The organism is Fictibacillus halophilus, from assembly GCF_042680145.1.
In the GTDB taxonomy this organism is placed as follows: Bacteria; Bacillota; Bacilli; order Bacillales; family Fictibacillaceae; genus Fictibacillus; species Fictibacillus halophilus_A.
On record NZ_JBHTNQ010000001.1, the window covers coordinates 1947769 to 1972799 of the forward strand.

General features: G+C 37.4%; 25 protein-coding genes and 1 riboswitch. Of the genes, 7 read left to right on the top strand and 18 right to left on the bottom strand.

Features of this window, described 5'->3' with window-relative positions:
* Window positions 1-118 precede the first annotated feature (118 nt).
* Window positions 119-385, top strand: coding sequence for a 30S ribosomal protein S20 (gene rpsT, locus ACFQ4X_RS10105; protein ID WP_066291124.1), 267 nt, complete (start codon window positions 119-121; stop codon window positions 383-385).
* 311 nt (window positions 386-696) lie between these two features.
* Here the strand turns inward: rpsT and holA are convergent, their stop codons facing one another.
* Window positions 697-1740 carry a DNA polymerase III subunit delta gene (holA, locus tag ACFQ4X_RS10110; protein ID WP_379834858.1) on the bottom strand — a complete coding sequence of 348 codons (1044 nt, stop codon included), beginning with the start codon at window positions 1738-1740 and terminating at the stop codon, window positions 697-699.
* A 283-nt stretch (window positions 1741-2023) separates the two neighbouring features.
* Between holA and ACFQ4X_RS10115 the strand changes: the two genes are divergently transcribed.
* Window positions 2024-2155 (top strand): YqzM family protein, encoded by a 132-nt coding sequence (locus ACFQ4X_RS10115; protein ID WP_379834860.1) that lies wholly within the window; start codon window positions 2024-2026, stop codon window positions 2153-2155.
* A 39-nt stretch (window positions 2156-2194) separates the two neighbouring features.
* On the opposite strand, the gene ACFQ4X_RS10120 is transcribed toward ACFQ4X_RS10115, so the two are convergent.
* The 3 genes from ACFQ4X_RS10120 to ACFQ4X_RS10130 form a co-directional block, all read right to left on the bottom strand.
* Window positions 2195-4483 carry a DNA internalization-related competence protein ComEC/Rec2 gene (locus tag ACFQ4X_RS10120; protein ID WP_379834861.1) on the bottom strand — a complete coding sequence of 763 codons (2289 nt, stop codon included), beginning with the start codon at window positions 4481-4483 and terminating at the stop codon, window positions 2195-2197.
* 3 nt (window positions 4484-4486) lie between these two features.
* Window positions 4487-4942: a ComE operon protein 2 gene (locus tag ACFQ4X_RS10125; protein ID WP_066291133.1), complete on the bottom strand. Its 456-nt coding sequence runs from the start codon at window positions 4940-4942 to the stop codon at window positions 4487-4489.
* Between the two features lie 68 nt (window positions 4943-5010).
* Window positions 5011-5631 carry a helix-hairpin-helix domain-containing protein gene (locus tag ACFQ4X_RS10130; RefSeq protein ID WP_379834863.1) on the bottom strand — a complete coding sequence of 207 codons (621 nt, stop codon included), beginning with the start codon at window positions 5629-5631 and terminating at the stop codon, window positions 5011-5013.
* 98 nt (window positions 5632-5729) lie between these two features.
* Here ACFQ4X_RS10130 and comER point away from each other — a divergent pair, with 98 nt between their 5' ends.
* Entirely contained in the window at window positions 5730-6566 is an 837-nt protein-coding gene (comER, locus tag ACFQ4X_RS10135; RefSeq protein WP_379834865.1) for a late competence protein ComER, read from the top strand.
* 64 nt (window positions 6567-6630) lie between these two features.
* On the opposite strand, the gene ACFQ4X_RS10140 is transcribed toward comER, so the two are convergent.
* From ACFQ4X_RS10140 to ACFQ4X_RS10200, 13 genes are all read right to left on the bottom strand, one after another.
* Window positions 6631-7683 carry a ribonucleotide-diphosphate reductase subunit beta gene (locus ACFQ4X_RS10140; protein ID WP_379834866.1) on the bottom strand — a complete coding sequence of 351 codons (1053 nt, stop codon included), beginning with the start codon at window positions 7681-7683 and terminating at the stop codon, window positions 6631-6633.
* Window positions 7673-9898, bottom strand: coding sequence for a ribonucleoside-diphosphate reductase subunit alpha (locus tag ACFQ4X_RS10145; RefSeq protein ID WP_379834868.1), 2226 nt, complete (start codon window positions 9896-9898; stop codon window positions 7673-7675). Before ACFQ4X_RS10145 ends, ACFQ4X_RS10140 begins: the two co-directional genes overlap by 11 nt.
* 129 nt (window positions 9899-10027) lie before the next feature.
* Window positions 10028-10229: riboswitch (cobalamin riboswitch) on the bottom strand.
* Between the two features lie 69 nt (window positions 10230-10298).
* Complete coding sequence (locus tag ACFQ4X_RS10150) at window positions 10299-11084, bottom strand: 3-hydroxybutyrate dehydrogenase (protein ID WP_379834870.1); 786 nt, start codon at window positions 11082-11084, stop codon at window positions 10299-10301.
* 27 nt (window positions 11085-11111) lie between these two features.
* Complete coding sequence (locus tag ACFQ4X_RS10155) at window positions 11112-12506, bottom strand: GntP family permease (protein ID WP_379834871.1); 1395 nt, start codon at window positions 12504-12506, stop codon at window positions 11112-11114.
* A 311-nt stretch (window positions 12507-12817) separates the two neighbouring features.
* The gene (locus ACFQ4X_RS10160; RefSeq protein ID WP_379834873.1) at window positions 12818-14182 is read right to left on the bottom strand and encodes a sigma-54 interaction domain-containing protein; all 1365 of its coding nucleotides are present in this window, start codon (window positions 14180-14182) and stop codon (window positions 12818-12820) included.
* Between the two features lie 498 nt (window positions 14183-14680).
* Window positions 14681-15421, bottom strand: coding sequence for a class I SAM-dependent DNA methyltransferase (locus tag ACFQ4X_RS10165; RefSeq protein WP_379834874.1), 741 nt, complete (start codon window positions 15419-15421; stop codon window positions 14681-14683).
* A complete protein-coding gene (gene rsfS / locus ACFQ4X_RS10170; RefSeq protein WP_379834876.1) occupies window positions 15421-15789 on the bottom strand; it encodes a ribosome silencing factor in 369 nt (122 codons plus the stop codon). Before rsfS ends, ACFQ4X_RS10165 begins: the two co-directional genes overlap by 1 nt.
* Window positions 15790-15803: 14 nt before the next feature.
* Window positions 15804-16376: a bis(5'-nucleosyl)-tetraphosphatase (symmetrical) YqeK gene (gene yqeK, locus ACFQ4X_RS10175; RefSeq protein WP_379834878.1), complete on the bottom strand. Its 573-nt coding sequence runs from the start codon at window positions 16374-16376 to the stop codon at window positions 15804-15806.
* Complete coding sequence (locus ACFQ4X_RS10180) at window positions 16369-16947, bottom strand: nicotinate-nucleotide adenylyltransferase (protein WP_379834879.1); 579 nt, start codon at window positions 16945-16947, stop codon at window positions 16369-16371. Before ACFQ4X_RS10180 ends, yqeK begins: the two co-directional genes overlap by 8 nt.
* A gap of 12 nt (window positions 16948-16959) precedes the next feature.
* Entirely contained in the window at window positions 16960-17250 is a 291-nt protein-coding gene (yhbY, locus tag ACFQ4X_RS10185) for a ribosome assembly RNA-binding protein YhbY (protein ID WP_379834881.1), read from the bottom strand.
* Window positions 17251-17252: 2 nt separating this feature from the next.
* Window positions 17253-18080, bottom strand: a complete 828-nt coding sequence (gene aroE, locus ACFQ4X_RS10190; RefSeq protein WP_379834882.1) for a shikimate dehydrogenase — start codon at window positions 18078-18080, stop codon at window positions 17253-17255.
* A gap of 14 nt (window positions 18081-18094) precedes the next feature.
* Window positions 18095-19198, bottom strand: a complete 1104-nt coding sequence (gene yqeH, locus ACFQ4X_RS10195) for a ribosome biogenesis GTPase YqeH (RefSeq protein WP_379837128.1) — start codon at window positions 19196-19198, stop codon at window positions 18095-18097.
* Window positions 19195-19710, bottom strand: coding sequence for a YqeG family HAD IIIA-type phosphatase (locus ACFQ4X_RS10200; RefSeq protein ID WP_379834884.1), 516 nt, complete (start codon window positions 19708-19710; stop codon window positions 19195-19197). The genes yqeH and ACFQ4X_RS10200 overlap by 4 nt, the downstream gene beginning before the upstream one ends.
* Before the next feature lie 409 nt (window positions 19711-20119).
* Between ACFQ4X_RS10200 and ACFQ4X_RS10205 the strand changes: the two genes are divergently transcribed.
* Entirely contained in the window at window positions 20120-20263 is a 144-nt protein-coding gene (locus tag ACFQ4X_RS10205; RefSeq protein ID WP_066291173.1) for a sporulation histidine kinase inhibitor Sda, read from the top strand.
* Here the strand turns inward: ACFQ4X_RS10205 and ACFQ4X_RS10210 are convergent.
* Window positions 20238-20699: a hypothetical protein gene (locus ACFQ4X_RS10210; RefSeq protein WP_379834886.1), complete on the bottom strand. Its 462-nt coding sequence runs from the start codon at window positions 20697-20699 to the stop codon at window positions 20238-20240. The genes ACFQ4X_RS10205 and ACFQ4X_RS10210 overlap by 26 nt on opposite strands.
* Before the next feature lie 179 nt (window positions 20700-20878).
* Between ACFQ4X_RS10210 and ACFQ4X_RS10215 the strand changes: the two genes are divergently transcribed.
* The 3 genes from ACFQ4X_RS10215 to ACFQ4X_RS10225 are packed head-to-tail and all read left to right on the top strand — an operon-like array spanning window position 20879 to window position 25027.
* Window positions 20879-23221 carry a Na+/H+ antiporter subunit A gene (locus ACFQ4X_RS10215; RefSeq protein ID WP_379834888.1) on the top strand — a complete coding sequence of 781 codons (2343 nt, stop codon included), beginning with the start codon at window positions 20879-20881 and terminating at the stop codon, window positions 23219-23221.
* Window positions 23221-23559 carry a Na(+)/H(+) antiporter subunit C gene (locus ACFQ4X_RS10220; protein WP_379834889.1) on the top strand — a complete coding sequence of 113 codons (339 nt, stop codon included), beginning with the start codon at window positions 23221-23223 and terminating at the stop codon, window positions 23557-23559. Before ACFQ4X_RS10215 ends, ACFQ4X_RS10220 begins: the two co-directional genes overlap by 1 nt.
* Window positions 23552-25027, top strand: a complete 1476-nt coding sequence (locus ACFQ4X_RS10225) for a Na+/H+ antiporter subunit D (protein WP_379834891.1) — start codon at window positions 23552-23554, stop codon at window positions 25025-25027. Before ACFQ4X_RS10220 ends, ACFQ4X_RS10225 begins: the two co-directional genes overlap by 8 nt.
* The last annotated feature ends 4 nt before the right edge of the window (window positions 25028-25031 follow it).

The window sequence follows — 25031 nt, forward strand, 5'->3', positions numbered from 1 at the left end:
TTCCTTTTCATTCTTGTATTGCATTTAAATCACGATTTTGATAGAATACTTTGTGTCCTATTTTTTGCAACGGATAGCAATTTTGTTGCATCATGGTTCATTTAGGGAGGTGAATGGATTGGCTAATATTAAATCAGCGATTAAACGTGTAAAAACAAACGAAAAGCGTCGTGCTCACAACGCTTCACTAAAGTCTGGCATGCGTACTGCGATCAAAAACTTTGAAGCACTTGCAGCTTCAAACAATGCAGAAGGTGCTCAAGCGGCATTTGTTACTGCTTCTAAGAAGATTGACAAAGCAGCAAACAAAGGACTTATCCACAAAAATGCAGCTTCTCGCCAAAAGTCTCGTCTAGCGAAGGCTTTAAACGGTGTTAACGCATAAATTTAAGGATGAAACCTGAAAAACGGCCTTACACCAATAGGTCGTTTTTTTATTTGGCTTTTTTTCGAAACCTTTGATGTTTTTGTAAGTGGTTGATTTCCGCTCCAGGATGCTCGCTTTCCGCGGGGCAGGCGGTGAGCCTCCTCGGCTCATGAGCCTGCGGGGTCTCACCTGACCGCTTGTCCCGAAGGAGTCTCGCACCTTGCGCTCCAATCAACTTATCAATGAGGAAAAGTAACAAAATAATTAATAGCAACAACCTTTTAGAAAAGAGCCTTTTATTTTATATTAAGTACAAAAAACCAGCCCCCTTACACGAGGGAGCTGGTTTTTTGCGCTTGTGAGAGTTTGATAATTTCCATTTCTAACAGCAGTGTCTTATCCATTTGTCCTGTTTTCATCTTATAATCTGTTTCTGCAAAATCATCGAGGCAATTTCTTAAAAATCTTTCATCAAATTGACTGGCATGCTTACCTGCTAATTTTACTGCGTATGGATGCAGTTTGAGTGCAGAAGCAATCTGCTTCTCTCCATAACCCTTTTTTTGAAGCTCTTTCACTCCATTGATTATTCGGAACTGACGCGTAATTAAAGCATGTATTTGAATAGGTTCCTGATTTTGTTTCATTAGATCATAAAAACTTCTTAACGCATGCTCTGTACGTTTATGTACAACGTGATCCACGAGCCCGAAAACATCATCTTCTAAAGTTCTAACAACTAGCTCATCCACAGTTTCTTTTGTAATGTTACCGTTCACCCCGACAAACAAGGCCATTTTCTCAATTTCTTTTGCTAAAACAGACATTTTCGTGCCCAATCTTGAAAGAAGAAGTTCAATTGCATCCGTTTCAATTGAAACATTCAAGGATTGAGCTTCCTTAAAGAGCCACTTTTCTGCAGTCTCATTGCTTAATTGAGATACTTGAATGATTTCAGCCTGTGATTTTAATTGTTTGACTATTTTTTTTCGTTCATCAAGTTTTTCATAAGGGACAACGATCACAAGCGTTGTATATTCTGCTGGATTTTGTATGTATTGTTCGAACACTTTATAATCATGTTCTAATTTAGCCTTATCTTTAGCCGCTGTAAGAAAAGCAGCATTTTTCATGACAACAATCCGGCGGTCACCTAAAAAAGGCATCGTCTCGGCGTCTTCCATAACCTCCTGCACCGAAATTTCATCCAGATTATGTATACTTAGATTGAAGTCTCTTTCATCTGGAGCCAACAAGGAAGAAATCGCTTGTATGGCTTCCTCAGCTAAGTAAAGTTCGGTTCCCCATATTAAGTAAATAGGAGATGTGTTTTTATTTTTTATGTTTTTTTTCAATGCATCGACTGTAAGCACCTTTTTCACCTCCCTTTAATCCTATGGTGAATAGAAGTGTTTTGCAAGCAAAAGAAGGAACAGAGCACAAGCCCGTTCCTTCATTTATGATAAACACCAACACCTGAACTTTTACAGCTCACGAGCCGGCTTTAATTAGGATATCCTATGCGCAAAATTTTTATTGGTTACAGCGAATAGCAACCCTGGCATGTTTTTGATAAAAGAGTGAAAGAAAGCATTTTCAGTATGGATTTTTTGAAAATGATAACGTATACTAAGGATGGATTAGGAGGGTTGTCACATGAACCATTTCGAAAAAGATGTACAGAGCAAGCGTAACGACCTTATAGATTCCGGAGTTGGCTTTGTTGTAGCGTTTGGATTTTTTACAGTTATTTTTGCCATCGGAGTCATTCTTAAAGCTATTGCATAATACATAAAAAAGAGCCAAATACTCGTATTCGGCTCTTTTTTATTGAACTGTAGTTATCTTCAAACCTCTTTTTGCAGCTTCAAAAATAATATCTCCGTTTTTATCTGTCCTGTAAATAGTCACTTTTTTCTCTTTTAATCTGGTAATAACATCTTTTGCAGGATGTCCATAAATGTTATTTCTCCCAGAGCTTATGACTGCAAATTCAGGCGCTGCAAGCTCTAAAAATTGTTCCGTTGTAGAAGTACCGCTTCCATGATGTGCAACTTTCAACACGTCAGCTTTTAGCTGCGAAAAATTATTAATGATTTCGTGTTCTGCTTCCTTTTCTATGTCACCTGTTAATAAAAACGACGTATCGTAAAGCTTTACCCAAAGAACAACAGATCTATTGTTTGATGATGTATTTTTTTCGCTCGGATGCAGAACTATAAATCGAGAATTACCAATGCCCCACTGCATACCCTTTCTCAAATACTTCATATGAATTCCCTTTTGTTTACCTGATTCAATAATTTCCGCTTCGAGCTCGCTAAGATTATTATTCTTAGGCAGGTAAATGGTTTCAACCGGAAAGTTATTTAATAAAAATACCGTTCCGCCAGCATGATCCATATCAGCATGACTTAATATCAAACCATCTATCTTCCTAATCCCTCTTCCTTTTAAATATGGAAGAACAGCTTTTTTTGTAACATCATATTCTTCATAACGTTCTTCCCATTTTTCTTTTTCAAAAGGGATTGCTCCTCCCGTATCAATTAGATATACCGCTTTCCGAAAAGGCAGTTCAATCAGAACGCTGTCCCCTTGACCAACATTAATAAAGGAAACTTTAGCAGAGGGATTCAGGTATGGGATACATGCTTGCAGCAATATGATAAACATAAAAGGTATACAGAAGCGAAGATAAAGACGATCATTTCTTTCCCATTCATAGAATAAATAAAGGATGGCTAAAAAATAGAATAAAAAAAGCCATAAAGACGGTCGTCCTAAAAGAAGCGTTCCGTTGAATTTCTGGGCTATTTTTAAAATGGATGCAGAACTCTCAAAAAGAAATTGAACCGGAAATTTAAGCAAATATATAGCACTAGGAAATAAATGAATGACACCGAACACAAAAAAAGAAACAGGAAATAAAACAAGAGATACAAAAGGAATATATAGTATGTTAATTGGAAGTGACCAAAGTGAGAATTCAAAAAAATGATACAGAATGATAGGAAATGAAAATAGAGAGCACATAAAAGAGGTGATAATGAGCAATTGAGTGTTCGATTTGGTTTTAAACAAAGAAATTGATGTTATCAAGACGAAGGTCATTAAGAAGGAAAGCTGAAAACCAAGATCAAATGCGTACAACGGATTCCAAGACAGCATCGTGATACAAACAAATGACAACAGCACAGCTGGGTTAATCTTTTTTCGAAAAACTATAAAACATAATGCCAGCATCCCCATAATTCCTGCCCGCACTATTGAGCTTTCACCGCCTGTTAATACTATGTATATGGGGAGAAAAATGACGATTAATACATAAGCCAGTTCTTTCACAATTCCCAATCTTACGAAAAATAAATATAAGAAATATGAGATGATGCCTACGTTAAAGCCTGAAACTGCTAAAAGGTGTGTCAGTCCTAATTTCTGATAGGATTCCAGTGTCTCGGTTTCAATCTTCTCACGGTATCCAAAAACAAGAGCATTCATTAATCCTGCAGTATTTTGAGAAAAGTCAGCTTCTAATTGTTTAATACTTTTGCTTCTCCATATTTTTATTCTGGAAATTAAACTTTCCTTTTTATCTGTGACACAACTGCCTGCATCAACCTGAGACGGTTCAAGAATCCAATGAATGTTTTTGTTATGCAGATATTCGCGATAGTTCATACCATAATAATGAGATTGTGGTTCAGGTTCTTTAAGTGTTCCATTAAGAAAACAATGCATGCTGATTTTAAGTTTTTCCAAAGTATGTTTTTCAGCAGCTGAGTTCATTTTATATCGTACAACCAGAAATTCTCCTGAGGTTTTATATTGAAAAGAGATCATTTTGCCGTTTATCTTTGGGATCGTTTCAATTGTGCCTTGAAAATTAGTTGTATGCAAAGGAAATAAGGAGGTATTTTTCAGTTCATACCATTGGGTATACAAAAAGAAAAGCGGAAGAAACATGAGAACAACAATTGTTTTTCTTTTTAACTGAAAGATGATTACGATAACCAGGAAAGTAATTAGAACGATCCCAGTTACCGATATCATTTTTGAAAGCCATACACCAGTCAAAGCAAAGAGCGCACTTAGAACAGCAAGCCTTGGATTCATAAATCAGCTAGGTATAAATGCTGATGGAGGGATAGTCATTTCAACTTTCTCAACAGTCACTCCGGCTTCTTTAAATTGTTCAATACTATATGGATGATTTTTGTAATCTTCACCGTAATAAATTTTTTTTATGCCACTTTGGATTATTGATCTGCAGCAGTGCAGACAAGGAAAATGTGTAACATACATTTCAGCGCCATCAGTCGGCACGCCGAACTTCGCACATTGAAGGAGTGCATTCATTTCAGCGTGAATGGTTCTTACACAATGCCCATCAATTACATAACATCCTTCATCTATACAATGAACGCCGCCAGATATTGAACCGTTATAGCCTCCTGCGATTATACGTTTATCTCTTACAATCGTAGCACCTACAGCTAAGCGGGTACACGTACTGCGCAAAGCAAGCAGCTGGCTTTGTGCCATAAAATATTCATTCCAGGAAATTCGTTTCAAATCTTATCCCCTCCTTATTCTATAATGTATAGTGTAGACTCAGCAAAAAAGCGGGTCAATAAAAACCATTATCGGAATTTAATTTTATCTTTCCAATCTTCAATCGTTTTTTCACCAATTCCCCGAACTTCTAAAAGCTGATCAATTGAATTGAACGGTCCAAATTCCTCACGGTAGGAAATGATACTTTGAGCTTTAGAGGGGCCGACGCCGCTAAGCGTCTGCAGCTCAGATAGATCAGCAGAATTAATATTTAATAAATCTTCTTTATCATTTCCCATATTAGAAGATAATGGATGAATTTCTTCCCCTTTAGCTGCAACATATATGATCATTTCATCAGCAATTTTCTCGGCCTGGTTTACGGATCGCGCTTCTGCTTCCTCTAAAAAACCACCCGCTTTTCTAATTACGTCTATCACGCGATCACCATTATTCATTTCATACACACCAGGTCTTTTAACACTTCCCTGAACATCAACCATAATAGGATCTGAGTTATCAGCTTTTTTCTCATTTTTTTCAGTTTCAGATTCAATTGTTTCGTCTTTAATCATAGGCATTTGGTCGGGTGAATTCACCGTCTCAGTATGACTGTTTATATTTTTATAAATGTACACTCCAAACAAAATTAAAAGTAATAAACCAGCTCCGAGCACCAAGTTAATATGCTTTTTCAGCTGAATCATAAAAGTCCACTCCTTTTTTCTGTGAAGGTGGAACGTTACAAAATCATAAACAAAACATTGAGCGCATAGATTTTAAGGTAGAGGAAGGAGGTTAAGGTATGAAGATCGGAATTATCGGAACCGGGAATATGGGAAGCGTTCTCGTTGCTTCTTTCATAGAATCTTCAGCCATTTCCCCATCACGGTTGATGGTTACTAACCGCACCCTGTCCAAAGCGGAAAGGCTGCAGCATGCCTATCCAAAGATTAAGATAGGGAATACACCAGAAGAAGTATTTCGGTTCGCTGATATCGTATTTATTTGTGTTAAACCTCATGAATTTTATTCTTTGCTTTCAACTAATAAAAACTATATTTCAAAACATCAGCTGCTTGTATCTATTACAAGTCCTATTTCATGTGAACAGCTTGAAGAACTTCTTGACTGCAATATAGCAAGAGCCATTCCAAGCATAAATAATCGAGCCTTGTCCGGATCATCTCTTATTTCGTTTGGAAGCCGCTGCCACCCTGACTACAGAGAAAAATTGCTTAATCTGATGTCTTCCATTTCAACCCCTTTAGTTATAGATGAGAATATCACTCGGGTGTCTTCTGATATTGCTAGCTGCGGTCCTGCCTTTATCGGCTACGTGCTGCAATGTTTTATTAATAGTGCGGTTAATCAAACCGACATAACGAAAGCCCAAGCAACTCAGCTAGCCAGCGACATGATTATTGGAATGGGTAAATTACTTGAAAAAGAAGTATATACGCTCCCTACACTTATACAAAAAGTATGCGTAAAAGGTGGTATTACTGGAGAAGGAATTAAGATCTTAAGCAGTGAAATGGATGAAGTATTCGATCATGTCATACAGCGGACACATGAAAAATATCACGAAGAATGCGAAAAAGTTAATCAGCAATTCGAGGTAAAGGAAGAACTAAAGTAATTTTTCTTATGCAGTTCATTATAAAAGACTTTAAAGAAAAAAGCCGGAATGAATATCCGGCTTTTTATAATTCATCAAATCCATTTTCGTCAGAAACTTTAGTGTATTGTCTTGATTTCTGTTCAAAAAAATCACTTTTTCCTGAATTAACATCTGAATATGCTTTAATCCAAGGAAGAGGGTTTTTCTTATATTCGGGGTATAATTTTTCAAACCCTAGTTCGTTTAATCTTTTATTCGCCATAAACTTGATATAGTCTTCCAAGTCTGTTTTATTAATCCCTTCGAATGAATCACCAATTATATATTTGCTCCATTTGATTTCCAGCTCTGCGGCCGTTTTAAACGTTCCCTTTGCAAATTGATGCAGTTCTTCATTATCAATTTCCGGAAAATCTTGAAGTACAGCCTTGAATATATTGCAAAACAAGTACACGTGAAGCTGTTCATCTCTGTTTATATAATTGATCATCGTTGAAGTAGATACCATCTTTTGATTTCTTGCTAAGTTATAAAAGAAACTGAAACCAGAATAAAAATTTAATCCTTCTAAGATCACATCATAAATAATAGATTTTATGAAAGTTTCCGGGTTAGGGTTCTTTATAAATTCTTCATAACCTTTTGCAATAAAATCATTTCTCTCACGCAGTACTTGATCTGTTTTCCAATATTCAAAGATTTCATCTTGTTTCCACTTTGGAACTAGTGATGATAATACGTAAGAATACGATTGATTATGAACAACCTCTTGAAAAGAGAGGGTTGCCATTAGCGCTGAAAGACTCGAGTCTGTTAAATAAGCCGAAACTCTGCTTGAATAATCAGTTTGTACACTGTCTAAAAAACCGAGCAGTCCGATAATTTTATTAAATGTATCCTGCTCTTTCTCAGATAGATTAACATATTGTTTACTGTCACTGGACATATTGATCTCAAATGGCGTCCAAAAGTTTGACAGCATGTTTTTATATAATGGATAAGCCCACGGAAAACGGACGTCGTCCCAATTCAGGATGTTGGAGCTATGTCCATTAATAACACTTGTAGAAGCATTTGGCGCACTGGTATCATATATTTTTCTCTCTTGTAATTTTGTGTTCACTTCAACTTTCACAGCTTTCACACCCTTCAAGTTCAATTGAAGTTGATCTTGTGTAATAAGTTGTTTTAAGTCCTTTTTCAAAACTAAGCAGATGAAGGTCCAGCAGTTCTTTCGCTTTTATGTTGTGAGTTACATAAAGGTTAAATGAAATAGACTGATCAACATGTCTCTGCCTAGCTGCATTCTGTACTATACTCCACCTTTGATCAATATGAAAAGCTGATTTATAGAACCATGCAGTCTCTGCGTTCAGATCTGGAGCAGTTACAGGTATTTTATAATTTTTCTTTTCTTCTGAATAAAACTTTTTAAAGATCGGGTCTACACTAGGCGTTGAATTAGCAATGATTGAGGTCGATGAATTTGGTGCAACCGCAATCAGATAACCGTTCCGTATTCCTTGGCTTCTTACTTTTTCTCTTAAATGACGCCATTCTTCTGCTTCGTAATTTCTTTTTGCAAAATAGTCTCCAGAATGCCAATCCGAACCTGCAAAAGCAGGGTATTTACCTTTTTCTTTCGCCAAATCACTGCTCGCACTTATAACGTAATAATTAATCTTTTCATAGAGTTTGTCTGCAAAAGTGACTGCTTCTTCACTTTCCCATTTGATTCCCTCTTTAGCGAGAAGATGATGCCAGCCAAACGTCCCTACACCTATAGCTCTATATTTTTTATTCGTAAGAACTGCCTGCGGAACATCTATGGAGTTAAGGTTAATTACGTTATCGAGCATTCTGACTTGAATATCAATCACTTTTTTCAACACATTATCTCCAACTACTTTTGCCAGCGAGAGAGATGATAGGTTACAGACAACAAAGTCTCCCGGAGTTTTTCGAATGATGATCTCTCCATCTTCCGTTTCTTCTGACTGAACTGTGGTTGCAGACATGTTTTGCATAATTTCGGTACATAGATTAGATGCATAAACCATCCCTTGATGCGGATTAGGATTAAATCTATTAACCGTATCACGATAAAACATAAATGGAGTGCCCGTTTCAAGCTGAGACTTCATTATTCTTTTCATTACTTCTATCGCAGGAACACATTTTTTTGATATTCTTTCATCGTTTAAACACTCAGCATATCTTTCTCTGAAACTGCCTTTTCCTTTTTGCTCATCATAGGAATCTTCCAGTGAATAGCCTTTGAAACGTCTCACTTCATGCGGGTCAAATAAATACCAGTCATCACGCTTTTCCACTTTTTCCATAAATAAATCCGGAATACAGACTCCTGTAAAAAGATCATGCGTTCTCATTCTTTCATCGCCATTGTTTAATTTTGCATCTAAAAATTCCAATATATCTTTATGCCACACATCCAGATAAACTGCAATTGCCCCTTGCCTTTGTCCAAGCTGATCTACGGAAACGGCTGTATTGTTCAATTGTTTCATCCATGGTATAACTCCCGAAGAATTGCCTTTAAACCCTCTTATATCAGAACCTCTTGAACGAATTTTGCCAAGGTAAATCCCAAGTCCTCCTCCTCCTTTTGATACAGTTGCCGCATCAGTATTTGAATCAAAAATACCGCGAAGACTATCGTCGATTGTATCAATGAAACAAGAACTAAGCTGTCCATAGCTTTTACCTGCATTCGCTAAAGTTGGAGTAGCGACAGTCATGTACTGATTTGAAAGTGCCCAATAAGCTTCTTTTACAAGCTCCATCCGATGTTTACGATCCTCATCTTTCATTAAGAAAAGAGCAATCACCATCCAGCGTTCTTGCGGCAGTTCATATAACTCATGGTTAAATCCTTTAGCGAGATACCTGTCAGCCAGTGTCTTTAACCCGATATATGTAAAAAGTTCATCTTTTTCAGGTTTAATACACTTCTCGGCTTCTTTAATTTCCTGAGCGCTATAAGAAGAGAGAATCGTATCATTATAAATTTTCAGGTCTACTAAATGCTCAATAAGTCCGTATAAATTAGAATATGGTGGTTTCTCGTCAGATCCTTTATTTAATTGCACTTCTTCATACAGCTGCTTTAAATAGAGGCGTGCTGCTACAAATGTCCATTGTGGTTCCTCCATACTTAAACAATTTAAAGCCTCCATGATTAACTGCCTGAATAGCGCAGAACGATTGTTATTTTTTAATTCTAAGTCTTCAGCTCTTTTTAAAAACAGTTCTCCCTGAAGTTCAGGAAAAGATGCAACACAATCTTGCAGCCATTCCCCGAGAGAAGATTTCGCTACTGTATTTTCCATTTACGATTCACTCCTTAGTAAAATATAAAAACCCCTCTTCATACAGGAAGAGGGGTAAGGAACGTATAGAAAACTTACAAGACTATTGCTTGAGTTAAATACCGTTCTTTCTCCCAATCCCCGAGGAAAAGAAAACAAGAGATTCAGGCAGGTCTACTGGCTTATGCTTCATCCTACTTTGGGCCTTCCCATACAGCAGCCATTTTCATAGCTAATCTGTACAGTGGCAGTTCCATTTCGTCCACAATTACAGTTGCGGGGACAGCTTCGGCATTTCACCGAATTCCCTTTTAAGCCGGATTAAAGCCGGCACCTGAAATCTCCATATATAGGTTTGTATCATTTACTTTGACACCAAATATAGTATTTGTCAATGAAAAAGTATTTTCAAAGACTTCTATTATTGTGCCACATAACCACCATCAATTACAATCGCTTGGCCAGTAACACCTTTCGCTTTTTCACTTGAGAGGAAAATCGTATAATCAGCAATTTCCTGTACATCTAATAAGCGTTTCTGAGGAACTAAAGGATAGATGACTTCTTCTAAAACTTTTTCAAGTTCCACTTTACGTGTTTTTGCAAGGTCTTCAAGCTGGCCTCTAACAAGTGGAGTATCTACATAACCAGGACAAACAGCATTTACCGTTATTCCGAATTCGGCCCCTTCTAAAGCAGCTACTTTCGTTAAACCGATAACGCCGTGTTTAGCACTGTTGTAAGCTGCTTTTCCAGCAAATCCGACTAGCCCATTTATAGATGCCATATTGATAATACGTCCGAACCCTTGCTTTTTCATGATTGGGAACACGTGCTTCGTTGCCATAAATGGAGCTGTAAGCATAACACTTATCAGCTGCTGAAATTTTTCAGTCGGAAACTCTTCTAGCGGTGATACATATTGCAGTCCAGCATTATTGATCAATACATCAATCCGATTATAGTGCTGAAGAGTTTCATCGAGTGCACTTTTCAAATTGTCTTCATCTGTTACATTGCAGCCTAAGCCTAAACAATCAAACCCCTTATTTTTAAGTTCATCCGCAGAAGCCTTTGCTTTCTCATCATTCAGATCACTAATTACAACTTTTGCTCCGTTCTCAGCAAAAGATTTAGCTAACTCAAGCCCGATTCCGCTTGCTGCCCCTGTAATAAAAACAACTTTATCTTGTACGAACGATTCCACAGATATCCGCTCCTTAACTTGAATGACTTATACAATCCCGAACATATAGTACAATCCGATGATAACAAATACAGCTGCTGTTTTAATAAGAGTCATTGCAAAGATATCGATATACGCCTGCTTATGAGTTAGACCAGTTACCGCTAAAAGAGTAATTACTGCACCGTTGTGAGGCAATGTATCCATGCCGCCACTCGCCATGGATGCAACACGGTGAAGAACTTCTGTATCGATTCCAAGCTTGTTTGCTTGTTCGACATAGGTTTCACTCATAGTTGCCAGTGCAATACTCATACCGCCTGAAGCTGAACCTGTAATACCCGCTAGCGTAGTGGTTGTAACAGCTTCGTTTACTAATGGGTCTTTAATCGTATTTGACATAGCATTGTTTACAGCTGTAAAACCTGGGAGTGCTGCGATAACACCGCCAAACCCATATTCTGACGCAGTGTTTAGAGTAGCAAGCAGTGCACCGCCGATGGATAAATTGATTCCTTTGTTAAAGTTGTTCTTGATTCTTTTAAAAGAAAACAGCAGTACTGTGATAATCCCAATAACTAGAGCTCCTTCAACAGCCCATACAGCAGCAAGTGTTGGAATTTGGATCTCCGGTACATTTTTCATACCAATTGCTGAGAAATCAAATGTCTTACCATAATATTTTGGTATAAGAACCGTAAACCATTTATTAAAAATACCTACTAAAATAAGAGGCAAGATCGCGATAAAAGCATTTGGGAGCTTCTCTGATTCGAGTTTCTCAGGTTCGTTGCTATGGCCTGTACCATACCCTTCACCTTTAGCTGCTGCCTGTCTTCGTCTCCATTCTAAGTAAACCATCCCAAGAATAAAAACAAACAAACCGCCTATAAATCCTAACCAAGGTGCAGCCCACGTGGTTGTTCCGAAAAATGATGTCGGAATAATATTTTGAATCTGAGGACTTCCTGGAAAAGCATCCATCGTAAATGTAAAGGCACCAAGTGCAATTGTTCCGGGAATAAGCCTCTTAGGAATATCTGCAAGCTTAAATAATTCTGCAGCAAATGGATAAAGTGCAAATGCCACAACGAAAAGTGATACCCCGCCATAAGTAAGAATAGCTCCTACCAGTACAATTGCCAGCATTGCACGAGACGGTCCGATTAGTTTGATTACAAACTGAGTGATTGATTTTGCAAATCCAGACATCTCGACGACTTTACCAAATATTGCTCCCAGCAAGAAGACCGGAAAGTATAACTTAATAAAGCCAACCATTTTCTCCATAAATACACCTGAGAAAAACGGAAGTACATGGCCTGGTTCTGTTAGCAAAACAGCAAACAAGGCAGCAATCGGTGCAAATAAAATGACACTAAAACCACGATAAGCTACAAACATCAGGAAAAATAATGATAATAAAATAATAATAATGTCCAATTTTCTTTCCCCCATTTCTTAAATAAAAGTTCTGAATCCTTAAAAGCGCTTACATTTTTAAAAAAGTAATCTCCTTTCTACTTATATACTCCCAATTATACTATTGCAAGTTTTGTGCCAATTATTAAACCCGCAAACCACATGAATTCTTGCTCTATATATTCCGAAAAATCGGAAAAATAATAACAAAAAGCGCTTACTACTCTCTATAATTTTTTATTTTACTCTATACTAGCAGTCAAAAGTTAATAAAATGAACAATTCCGAAAAAACGGAATAGCTTTCCGGTTTTTCGGAATACAAAAATTGATTTATATTTTATATTTTTTTATTTTATCGTACAAATTTGTTTTTCCGATGCCAAGAGCATTAGCTACAGCTTTTATGTCTCCGTCCATCTTTTTTAAATAAGATGAAATTACTTTTTTCTCCGTTTCATGAACATAATCTTTTAATGATTTTTGAGTTTCATGAACTCCGAGTTTCTCTCGAAGAAAATCCGGAAAAGCGTCAAGAGAAATTTGGTCACTTTGTGCCAGCTGAATAGCTGCCTCAACAAAATTTTTCAGCTCTCTCGTATTTCCTGGCCAAGTGTATTGATGAAAAGCTTCTTTAACATCATCATCAATTTTCACAATCCTTTTCCCCGTCTCCCTGCAATTAGACCGAATGAAGCTTTCGGCTAAAGGCCATATATCTTCTTTCCTCTCACGAAGCGGCGGTATTTGAATCTGCAAAACATTGATTCGGTAAAACAAGTCTTCTCGAAACTTATTACTATCTATAAGCTGCTCTAAGGGACGGTTAGTTGCTGCAATGACTCTAACGTTCACTTTATGGGAATTTAAAGAACCCACAGGCTCCACTTCTTTTTCTTGCAGTACACGGAGAAGTTTAATTTGCATATTTTGCGGAAGATCTCCAATTTCATCTAAAAATAATGTGCCTCCGTCAGCCATCTGAAACTTACCTGGTTTTCCGCCTCTTTTCGCCCCAGTAAATGCGCCTTCAGAATAGCCGAAAAGCTCAGATTCAAATAGATGTTCTGGTACCGCTCCGCAGTTTATTTTTATAAATGGCTTAGCGCTTCTTTCACTCAGCTGATGTATGCTATGGGCCAGCAATTCTTTTCCTGTGCCGCTTTCACCGCGAATTAAGACTGATAAATCACCACTCGCGATGTTTTTTACACGCTCTTTGATTTTTTCAGCCTCACGGGATATTCCTATAAAATCATTGAGGGTATAAGTTGCTCCATTTATTTCATGCCATTCTTTTTTATAAAAATCAAGTTCATGCAAAAGTGCTTTAATATGGGAATTCATTTTCTTCCATTGTTCTGTATCCCTGAAGATTACAGTTCCTACTGCACCGATAACTTTTCCTTCATGAAGAATAGGAATTCGGTTTGCAATCATATAATTTCCCCTGATAAACTGCAAATCAGCGATCTCAACTTTCCCTTGAAGTACTGCTTTATGCATCCTTGTATTCTCTATCACATTTGTTACATGCTTACCGATTACTTCTCTAGGATTTTCACCTAAAAACTCACAATAGGTCTTGTTCATGTATTGAACGATACCTTCGTGATCAACTACAACAATCCATTCGTAAGCACTGTCAATAATAGTCTCTAAAATATTGTGTTTTAACAAAGGGTCATTATTCAACATGGCTTCCTATACCTCGTTCCTAGAAAACGTATTGCTTTTATTTGTAACTTATTGTACCGTACAATGAATATTTCTTCATATGGAAAAAGGGGCTGTCCCAAAAGTAAGGTAAACTTACCTTTGGCAGCCCCAATTTTTTATTTTTACAAAATAAAAAATAAATAACATCTCAGATTCCTGTTATCCAATCAAAGATTTCACGGAGAACTATCCTCTTCATTGACAGTTGATTGGAGTGTAAGATGCGAGACTCCTGCGTGCCAACTACCTGAATATACTTCTTGCAAGGCATGCGACGAGGACACGCTTCGTCAGGCTTAGCTTGTAGACGCAGGAGCACACAAACTTCCTTGAAGGTGAGACTCCTAAGGGTGCACAGCGCCGAGGTGGCTCACCGCACGCCCCGTGGAAAGCGAGTATCTGAACGGAAATCGAACACTTTCAAGAGCAACAATGCCAAAACAATCATTACCCCAAAATATACTTTTGAGTCATCTTTTAAGATTTCTTAGCAATAAACAATATTCTTTCACTTTGTTCTTTTGGATTCTGATCTTCAAAATCTGCTGTAATACTTAAAACTTCAAATTGACATTCTTTAAGCCATTTAGAATAGTCTTTTGCTGAAAACGTTCTTTGAATGTGTAATTCGTCGTATCGATCATAGTTATCTTTGTTTAGAATAAAAAAAGATAAATCGTGCTCTACACTGTTAACGTATTCACCTTGATAGCATTGCCAGATGTAAGAAAGCTCTTCATTATTACTGCCGAAAGTATTGCCAATAAATATATCATTGACCTTATGTAAGGAATGAACATCAAAAAGAAACAAACCATTTGGTTCTAAATGATTCCATGCTGAAAGAAAGGTTTGTTTTACGTCTTCTTCCGTTAAAATATAATTAAGGGAATCGCACAAGATTGTCACACAATCATATGATCCCAACCCTTCCAGATCTCTCATGTCCTGCTGAAAAAGTGAAAGTGCAACATTTTCATTTTCAGCTTTTTCTTTTGCAACCATAAGCATATTTGAAGAGAGATCAACACCAGTAACTTCAAAGCCTTCTTTGGCTAGCAAGATTGGAATCGAACCGGTTCCGCAGCCTACGTCTAATAACCTGATGGTATTCGGGTGATAAGCAGAAACAGCATTTTTAATAAATGACAGCCACTTCGAATATGGTGCATCTGCCATTAATTCATCATAAAGATAAGCGAATTGCTGATAACTCATTACATATTTTCTTGGGATGCAAGAATGGCGTCAACATCTACAGAATTTGCATCTCCCCATAACTTCTCTAGATTATAATAGCTGCGGTCATCACGGTGAAAGACATGTACGACTATATATCCTAAATCAATCAATACCCATCGAGCATGGTCATACCCTTCCATCCTGCGCAATTGAATATCGTTTTCTAGAGCTACATCTTTTAGCTCTTTTGAAATTGCTTGTACTTGTTTTTCCGAATTACCATGGCAGATTACGAAATAATCTGCGACTAAAGAAATTCCTTCCATGTCTAAAACAGCAATATTTTCCGCCCTTTTATCATCTACTGTTTTAACAACTAATTCCATAAGGTCTTTAACATTCATCCAATGCACTCCTCCTATTTTTTATTTTGAGTCTTATCCATTAGACCATTATAAGATTCAAGGGTTAACGGATAGATCTTTTGATTTTGCTTCATCAAAAAATTTATAGTGTTTTTTACAGCCATTAAACAGGCTTTATTTAAATCTTTTTCAGCTTCTTCTCTTACTTCTTCTACTCCTGGAAATTGACGGTTTGGCTCAATATAATCAGCCAAAAAAATGACTTTTTCTAATGTGTTCATATTACCATTACCCGTTGTATGATAATAAATGGCACTTAAAACTTCTTCATCTTGTATCCCAATTTCCTTCTCTACTAAAAAAGCACCAACTGGAGCATGCAGCACTTCACTTCCAAAAAGCAAAAGATCTTGCGGAAGGTTTTCTTTTTTAACGATTTCTCTCATTTCATCTTTGGGACGAAATTTTGCGTAATCATGAAAGATGGCTGCGGTTTCTGTTTTATTTAAATCTGCGCCATACAGCTGCGCTAATTTCAAACTCGTTTCTAACACACCTAATGTGTGTACATATCTGTGTTCAGTTAAATGTTTTTTAACTATTTCAAGTGCTTTATTTCTATCCATAAAGCAAGTGCTCCTTAATATACTTCCAGACGTCATCTGCAACAAAATATCGAATGTTTTCGTTCTTTTTTGCCCTTAAACGAATAAATGTAGATGATATCCCGATATTAGGTATTTCTACAAGTTTCACGTGATACCTTTCCCAATGTTCATCAACCGGAAAGCCTTCACGGCCGACTCCTGCAAATTGGACAAGCTCATTCAGCTGGTCGATTTGATGCCAGCTGCCTAGAGAGTGAACCATATCTCCGCCCATAATAAAAGTAAATTCCTTTTTTGGAAACTTCTCTTTTAACAGCCGGATTGTATCAATAGTATATGAAGGACCGCTTCTCTCAAACTCAAGTAAAGAAAGGGAGAATTGATTATTGTTTCCAATCGTTTTCTTAACCATCTCTATGCGATGTCCGTCTGAAACATCTTCCACTTTATTCTTATGTGGAGGATTAGAAGCAGGCATCCACCACACTTCATCTAAATCCAGCTGTTTTAATGCTTCCTGGGCAATAATTAAATGCCCAATGTGCGGCGGATTAAACGTTCCTCCAAAAAGACCGATATGTTTGTCCAAGTCACTCACTCCTTATGGGAGTTCAATACGTTTCTGATTGATGGATTCTTTATAAAGGACAATCGTACTTCCAATAACCTGTACCAGCTCAGCTTTTGATCCAGTTGAAAGTTCTTCTGCAACCGTTTCTTTATCATCTTCACAGTTTTGAAGAACACTCACTTTAATTAATTCTCGTGCTTCTAGCGCTTCCTCTACTTGCTTAACCAAGTTCGAGTTCACTCCGCCTTTTCCTACCTGAAAGATGGGCTGAATATGATGTGCTTTTGAACGTAAAAAACGTTTTTGTTTTCCTGTTAGCATAATTACCTCCTGAGCTGTTCAATGACTGCTTTTTTCATTTTTTTTGTATCCGGAAAAGTGCCTGTCCATTTTTCAAATGCCATTGCACCTTGCATGACAAGCATTGAAACGCCGTTATCTATAATGGCACCTTTACTTTCTGCTGTATGCAGCCACTTCGTCTGTAGCGGATTATAGACAATATCACATACAACAGTATCATCTTTTAATTGAGCTAATTGTATAGGCATTGTTTCAATATTTGGATGCATACCTGCATTCGTAGTATTAATCAATATATCATAGCGGGATAACTCACTCTCCGCTTTCTTTAATGATAAGGGCTCTACACATGTATTATTTAAATCTTTTACTAAAAGGGTTAATCTTTCTGCTGAGCGGTTTGCAATAAAAAGCTTTTTTGGATTTTCTTTTAAAAGGGCATAAGCAATCGACCTCGCAGCTCCTCCTGCTCCAACTAAAAGAATATTCATTTCACTTATTGGTCTGCTGATTTTTTCTTTCAGACCTAATAGAAAGCCTTTTCCATCGGTATTGTACCCGATCAGTTTTCCATTATTATTTACAACAGTATTAACCGCTCCTATTTTTTCTGCTTCTGGATCGATTTCATCTAAAAAAGAAATAACTGCAACTTTATGCGGAATGGTAACATTGCAGCCCGCGTAATCACTCTCTTTTAAAAACTGTATAAAAGAGGGCAATTCTTCCGAAGTCACTCTCTTTTTTTCGTAAGATCCCTGAATTTCCGCTTGTACAAAAGCTTCGTTATGCATCACGGGCGATAACGAATGTTCTATTGGATCTCCGATAACCAATGCTTTGATCATCTATAAAATCCTCCTTAAATTAAGGATTTTCGAATCGTAACTGATACACCTTCTGGAGCGTAGAAAGCAACTTTAGCACCTGCTTCAGGGAATGTAACCCATCCTAATCCTGAAATAACCACATCTGTTTTGCTTTCCTTTATCATCCATTCATAGCGTTTCAGGTTTGGGAAATTAGCTGCATCTTCTGGAGGAGCCAGCATTTCACCAAGATGCTTTTCATATATTTCATCTGCTTTTTCAGTCTTCGTTCGATGGATGTTTAAATGATTAGAAAAATGACAAACAAAGGATTGTTTACCACCCTTCAAATAATCCATTCTTGCAAGTCCGCCAAAAAATAAAGTCTGCATTTCATTTAACTGGAACACCATTGGTTTGATTTCTTTTTTGGGCATTATGATACTCAGTTCCTTTTTAGATACATAATGGGCCATTTGGTGATGATTAATGATTCCAGGTGTATCATACATATGACTTCTTGCGTCAAGGGGAATATCGATTAAGTCCAGAGTTGTTCCAGGAAAATGAGACGTTGTAATAAAGTCGGAAGTTTCCTCTCCAAACTGCTTTATCAATCTGTTTATGAACGTAGATTTACCTGTGTTTGTACAGCCTACAACATAAACATCTCTGCCTTGCCTGTATTGGTCAATGCTATCAGCTAATTCTTCAATGCCATATCCTTTTTCAGCAGAAATAAGCTGAACATCGATCGGCTTAAGCCCTAGCTCTTTCGCTTCTTTTTTCATCCAATGAATAACTTTGTTAGGATTTACAGATTTCGGAAGGAGATCCAGCTTATTACCTACAAGTAATATAGGGTTCTTACCAGCATAACGGTGAAGGCCAGGCAGCCAGCTTCCATTGAAATCGAAAATATCTACAATCTTTACAACGAGTGCATCTTCCTCTCCAATACTGGAGACAATTTTGCGATAATCGTCATCAGACAAACTCACATCGTGTATTTCATTATAGTGTTTTAAACGAAAACAGCGCTGGCAAATAGGCAGCTCTTTCGTTAATGCCGAAAGAGGTGCGTATCCAAGCGCTTCTTTGTCCTCGGTTTGTATGGAAATACCGCAGCCCACACACTTTATTTGTTCCAAACCTATTCCTCCCAATGAATCATGCCTTTTCTTTTCATCCAAGACAATATAATACGTTCAATTTTACGGTTAAACCTTGTCCAAAATCCGTCACTGCTCGCTACAGGAACAACAAGAATTGTATGTAATCCTATTCTGTTTCCTCCCAGTACATCTGTCAGCAACTGATCGCCGATTACAACAACCTGTTGATTTTTTAATTTCATATCTTTCAGCGCTCTTTTGAAAGCCTTAGTCATCGGTTTTCTTGCACTATAGATAAATGGGATCCCTACAGGATCAGAAAAGCTTTTTACTCTGTGTTGAGTATTATTTGAAACAATTGTTATTAAAATGCCTTTTTCTTTAATAGAAGTGAACCATTTAATTAATTCAGGAGTTGCTTCGGGCCTGTCCCATTCTACAAGCGTATTATCTAAATCTGTGATAATCCCTTTCACTCCACGTTCTACTAACATTTCCGGTGTAATGTCCAATATATTTTGAACATGCTGATCCGGCAAAAAATGTTTTAACATTCTAGCACCTCTTCACATTTCCTTATGAACGTATCTATTTTACCAGTAATGTAAGGAAGAACAAACGGTTTTTCAACTTAATTAGACAAAAGAACTTCTTTTTCGCCCTTGCTAAAAAAAGTTTTCGACAAATTGTTCCCCTGCTCTACAATGTGGATAATCTTATTCACATTATCCACCTAGTATTTAGTTACCTTTTCTAAAGATGTTAACACTTTACCCACAACTTATCCACCAAACACTGTGGATAAACGAACGATTGTTCTATTTTACAATACATGGTAAGCTTCAGATACATAAAACATTAACTTATCATTTTATGAATTCCATAGCATTTTAGAATACTTAAATTGAAGATTTATAATGAAAAAACAGGAGGTGACCAAGCCGCTTAAAAAACGGCTCTATTATGGAAAAACTCTCGGACGACCTGTTAATTGAATCTTACCTGAAAGCTAGAGAACTTAAACTTAGCAAAGACTTTATTTTACTTATAAAAAAAGAAATCGATAGAAGATCACTGCATGTCAGATTGCAGCAGGTTCTAATGTAGGATTGTTTAAAGAGCGTAAATTACGCTCTTTTTTTGTGCGCAGCAATTTTTCCGCTTTACGATAATCATTAGGGGTAAATGTTACTTCGACAGGAATCTTCCATTTTTCCTCCCAGTACTCTTTGTATTGTTTGCTTAAGGCTTCTGCTTTCTTCTGATGATAAGCCTTTATTTTTATTGCTATTAAATATTTGCTGTCTTGTTTTACTACTATTGCATGTTTCACTAGAGTCTCTTTTGTAATCTCATTTTTCATTTCTTCAGCGAGGGAAGAAGCAGTAAATACACCTGTTTCAGAAAAACTGATATGTTTTCTGTAATACTCTCTCGGCTGAAATACAGGACTGCCTTTGTCTTTTTTATAAACAGAATCATTAAAACAGCCTGATAATTGAAACATAATGATAAGTAATCCGTATGTAATTAGTAGTCTCATTTACAATCACCTCTCAAATAGGTTAGGTATTTTTCGGGAAGGATATTCAAGAGTTCATGAAAACCGGATTTTGAGAGAGTTTTTACAGTAAATGATTTGCTTAATCGGAAAGGTTTTGCTTACAATGTAATGGACAAATGACGACTATTTTTAGGTTTTAAGGAGGTTTACCGGTTTTTATGCTGCATTTTTACATACTGCTTCCCTTTTTAGCAGCTCTTCTGATAGGCTTGTCTGCAAGGAAAGTGAACCGGATACATACTGGATGGCTAGTATTGCCTGTTCCAGCTGTTCTATTTATTATTTTTTGTTCTAAATTACCTGTTTTAGCGAAAGGTAAAATCGTACAAAGCTCTGCGGATTGGATTCCCTCTTTGGATATCCAGTTAAGCTTTTATTTGGACGGACTAAGCATGCTGTTCTCACTATTAATCACTGGAATTGGTTCACTCGTTGTACTCTATTCCATTTTTTATTTATCGCGAAAAGAGCAGCTGGTCCATTTTTATGTTTACTTGCTTTTATTCATGGGCTCGATGCTCGGAGTTGTATTGTCGGATAATGTCTTTGTTCTATATACGTTTTGGGAATTTACGAGTATATCATCGTTTTTATTAATCGGGTTTTGGTTCTACCGTGAACGTTCAACATACGGTGCACAAAAATCAATGCTTGTAACAGTGTTTGGCGGATTATCGATGCTTGGTGCTCTTATTCTACTTTCTATTACAGCAGAGACTAACAGCATTCGGATGATGATCGCTAACCGGTCAGATATATTAGAAAGTGACCTGTTTATCCCTATTCTAATTTTGTTATTGCTTGGGGCATTTACTAAATCAGCACAATTCCCATTCCACAGCTGGCTTCCTGATGCAATGGAAGCTCCTACACCTGTCAGCGCATATTTGCATTCTGCGACAATGGTTAAAGCTGGGCTATATTTAGTAGCCCGTTTCTCGTTAATCTTCAGCGGAACGGACGAGTTTTTTATTATCGTTTCTGGTATTGGTCTGATTACACTTTGTTTGGGTTCATTTTTAGCTTCAAGACAAACCGATTTAAAGGGGATATTGGCGTACTCCACAATCAGTCAGCTTGGGATGATTATGGCGATGCTTGGTTTTGGAACTGGTGTGGCTATTCTTGCTGCTATCTTTCATATTTTTAATCATGCTACATTTAAAGGCAGTCTGTTTATGATTGCAGGTATAGTAGATCATGAAACAGGAACGAGAGATATAAGAAGACTAGGCGGATTATATACCTTTATGCCGATTTCAGCTACGCTTGCGTTTATTGGAGCATTTTCAATGGCTGGTGTTCCCCTGCCGATCTTTAATGGGTTCTTAAGTAAAGAAATGTTCTTTGATTCTTCGCTGAAATTAGAACAATCAACTGGACTTGCTGGGACCTTTGCTGAATGGATACCTATTATCGCTGTTTTAGGCAGCATTTTTACGTTTGTCTATTCCATGTATTTGGTATTTGGAACATTCCTCGGTAAACAAAAAACAGATCAATTAGAGAGAAAACCCCATGAGGCACCGATTGGTATGCTTTTATCACCAATCATTCTAATTATTTTTGTTATTGCTGTTGGTCTGCTTCCAAACCTTATTAATGAGCCATTACTAGCTCCCGCAGCTGCTGCAGTAACAGGAGATCTGCCTCATACACACCTGGCATTCTGGCATGGTCTGAACACACCGTTCTATATGTCTTTAATAGTTGTAGGTGTTGGTGCTTTGCTGGCATATACGTTAAAGAGATGGCAGCCTTTCTATAATAAGATTCCAGGGAAATTTTCATCTGATCATTGGTATCAGACAATCGTTTATGGATTATTAAGAACTTCTAGATCCTTTACTGAGTTTTATATGACAGGTTCATTACGTCTGTATTTTTCTATCATTTTAGTATTTTTAGTTGTATCGACTTCCATTTTTATGTACATTACGGACGGATTTACAATTTCGGTTGATGATTTGGCACCTATTACATGGCCAGAAGTACTCGTTGGCTTTGTGATGGCTGCAGCCGCAATTGCTACCATTTGGATGAATCAGCGAATAGCAGCAATTATTGTAATCGGAGTGGTAGGTTACGGACTTTCCCTGTTATTTGTATTTTTCAGGGCGCCTGATCTGGCATTAACACAGCTTATCGTTGAAACAATAACTGTAGCCTTATTTTTATTATGTTTTGCTCATTTGCCGAAACTTAAGAAATCAGATAAAAGTACCTCTGAAAAACTTATCGATTTAATTATTGCCGTTTCAACAGGTGCATTGCTTACAATAGTAGCTATTGCTTCACATAGCTCTAAATCGTTCGATAGCATCGCAAAATATTTTGTTGATAATTCTTATAAGCTTGGCGGCGGAGATAACATCGTAAACGTAATACTAGTTGATTTCCGCGGCTTGGATACACTTTTTGAAATTGCAGTTCTTGGACTAGCTGCGCTTGGCATTTTTGCCATGATAAAATACCGGGATAAAGGAGACATGAATCACTAATGGAAATTGTAATGTCTATACTTGCCGGAACTTTATTTGCGGCCGGCGTCTATCTTTTGCTTCAAAAACAGCTTTTGAAAATTGTTCTGGGAACAGCGCTGCTTTCTCACGGTGCACATCTATTCATATTAACTATGGGGAAATTAAACCGTGGTGCTCCGCCTATTTTGGAAAAAGGGATCAAAGTGTATACGGATCCTCTACCTCAAGCGCTTATTTTGACTTCAATCGTAATCAGTTTCGGTGTAACCAGCTTCTTGCTGGTGCTTGCGTACCGGACATACCAAAGCAATAAGACTGACATGATGGATCAGCTAAGGGGAACGGATGATGAGTAATTTAGTATTTTTGCCTATCTTTATTCCATTGTTCGTTGGTGCTCTTCTCGTTTTCTTTAATAAAAAGCATCAGCTAACAATGAAGATTTCATATTTGACAGTATTTCTAAGTTTAGGGGTATCCATTTATTTAAGTTATTATGTATTTAAAAATAATCCTCTGATTCTTGAAACAGGAGCATGGAAAGCACCTTATGGAATCATTCTTGTAGCAGATAAGCTTTCTGTTATTATGATACTTTCTGTAAATGTTATTGCATTAGCTGCAGTAATCTTTGCATCCTCTTCTGTTAACAGCAAGATGGTGCAGCATTATTTTTTCCCCCTTTTCTTTCTATTAATCGCTGGGGTGAGCGGAGCCTTCTTGACAGGTGACTTATTCAACCTGTTTGTGTTTTTCGAAGTTCTTTTGATGGCTTCATATGGGCTAATTATCATTGGAGGATCAAAGCATCAATTTCGTGAATCTGTAAAATATATATTGTTAAACTTATTTTCTTCCATTCTATTTGTAACTACAGTTGCTTTTCTTTACTCAGTGACTGGTACTGTTAACATGGCACAGCTTGGTGAACGTGTAGCAGAGGTCGAGCAGCAAGGCATATTAACAGGAATAGCCATAATATTATTTGTTGTATTTGCAACCAAAGGGGCTTTGTTTCCGCTGTACTTTTGGCTGCCGAAGTCATATATCGTTCCATCCCCTGTTGTCTCGGCTTTGTTTGGAGCTCTCCTGACTAAGGTTGGCGTGTATTCTATGCTTAGAGTTTATACACTTATTTTTTCTCACAAACTTGAGCTGACGCATACCTTCTTCATATGGGTTGCGGCGATTACGATGCTGATCGGGGTAATAGGTGCTTTATCTACTTCAAATGTAAAGCTGATTATTGCCTACAACATTATGCCGGCGATTGGTTTCATGCTTCTTGGGATCGGAACATTCTCAGCTGAATCACTTGCTGGTACGATTTATTATCTTGTGCATGATATGGCAATAAAAGCCGCATTGTTCTTCCTTGCGGGTTTACTCGTATGGCATGCAGGCACTTCCAATTTGAATAAGATGGGCGGATATATTAAAACATCCCCTCTTTTAGGATGGATGTTTTTCATCGCTGCCCTCGTACTTGCGGGGATCCCTCCTTTTAGCGGCTTTATCGGCAAGTACCTTCTCTTAAGAGGTGCTTTTGACGAAGAACATTATATGGCTGCCGGGATCGGGCTTTTATCCAGTCTGTTAATCTTGTTTTCAGTAATCCGAATTTTTATTGGAGCATTCTGGGGTGAGGTTAATGAAGAGCCTAAGGAAAAAGTTAGACGCTCCGGGCTAGCCGCTTCTGGATTATTAATCGCTATCTCAATTCTGCTTGGGGTAGGAGCTGAATGGTTCTATCCATATATCCAATCAGCAGCTGATAGTCTTATCGACCCTCAAATCTATATTGATTTTGTTTTAAAGGAGTAGTTCC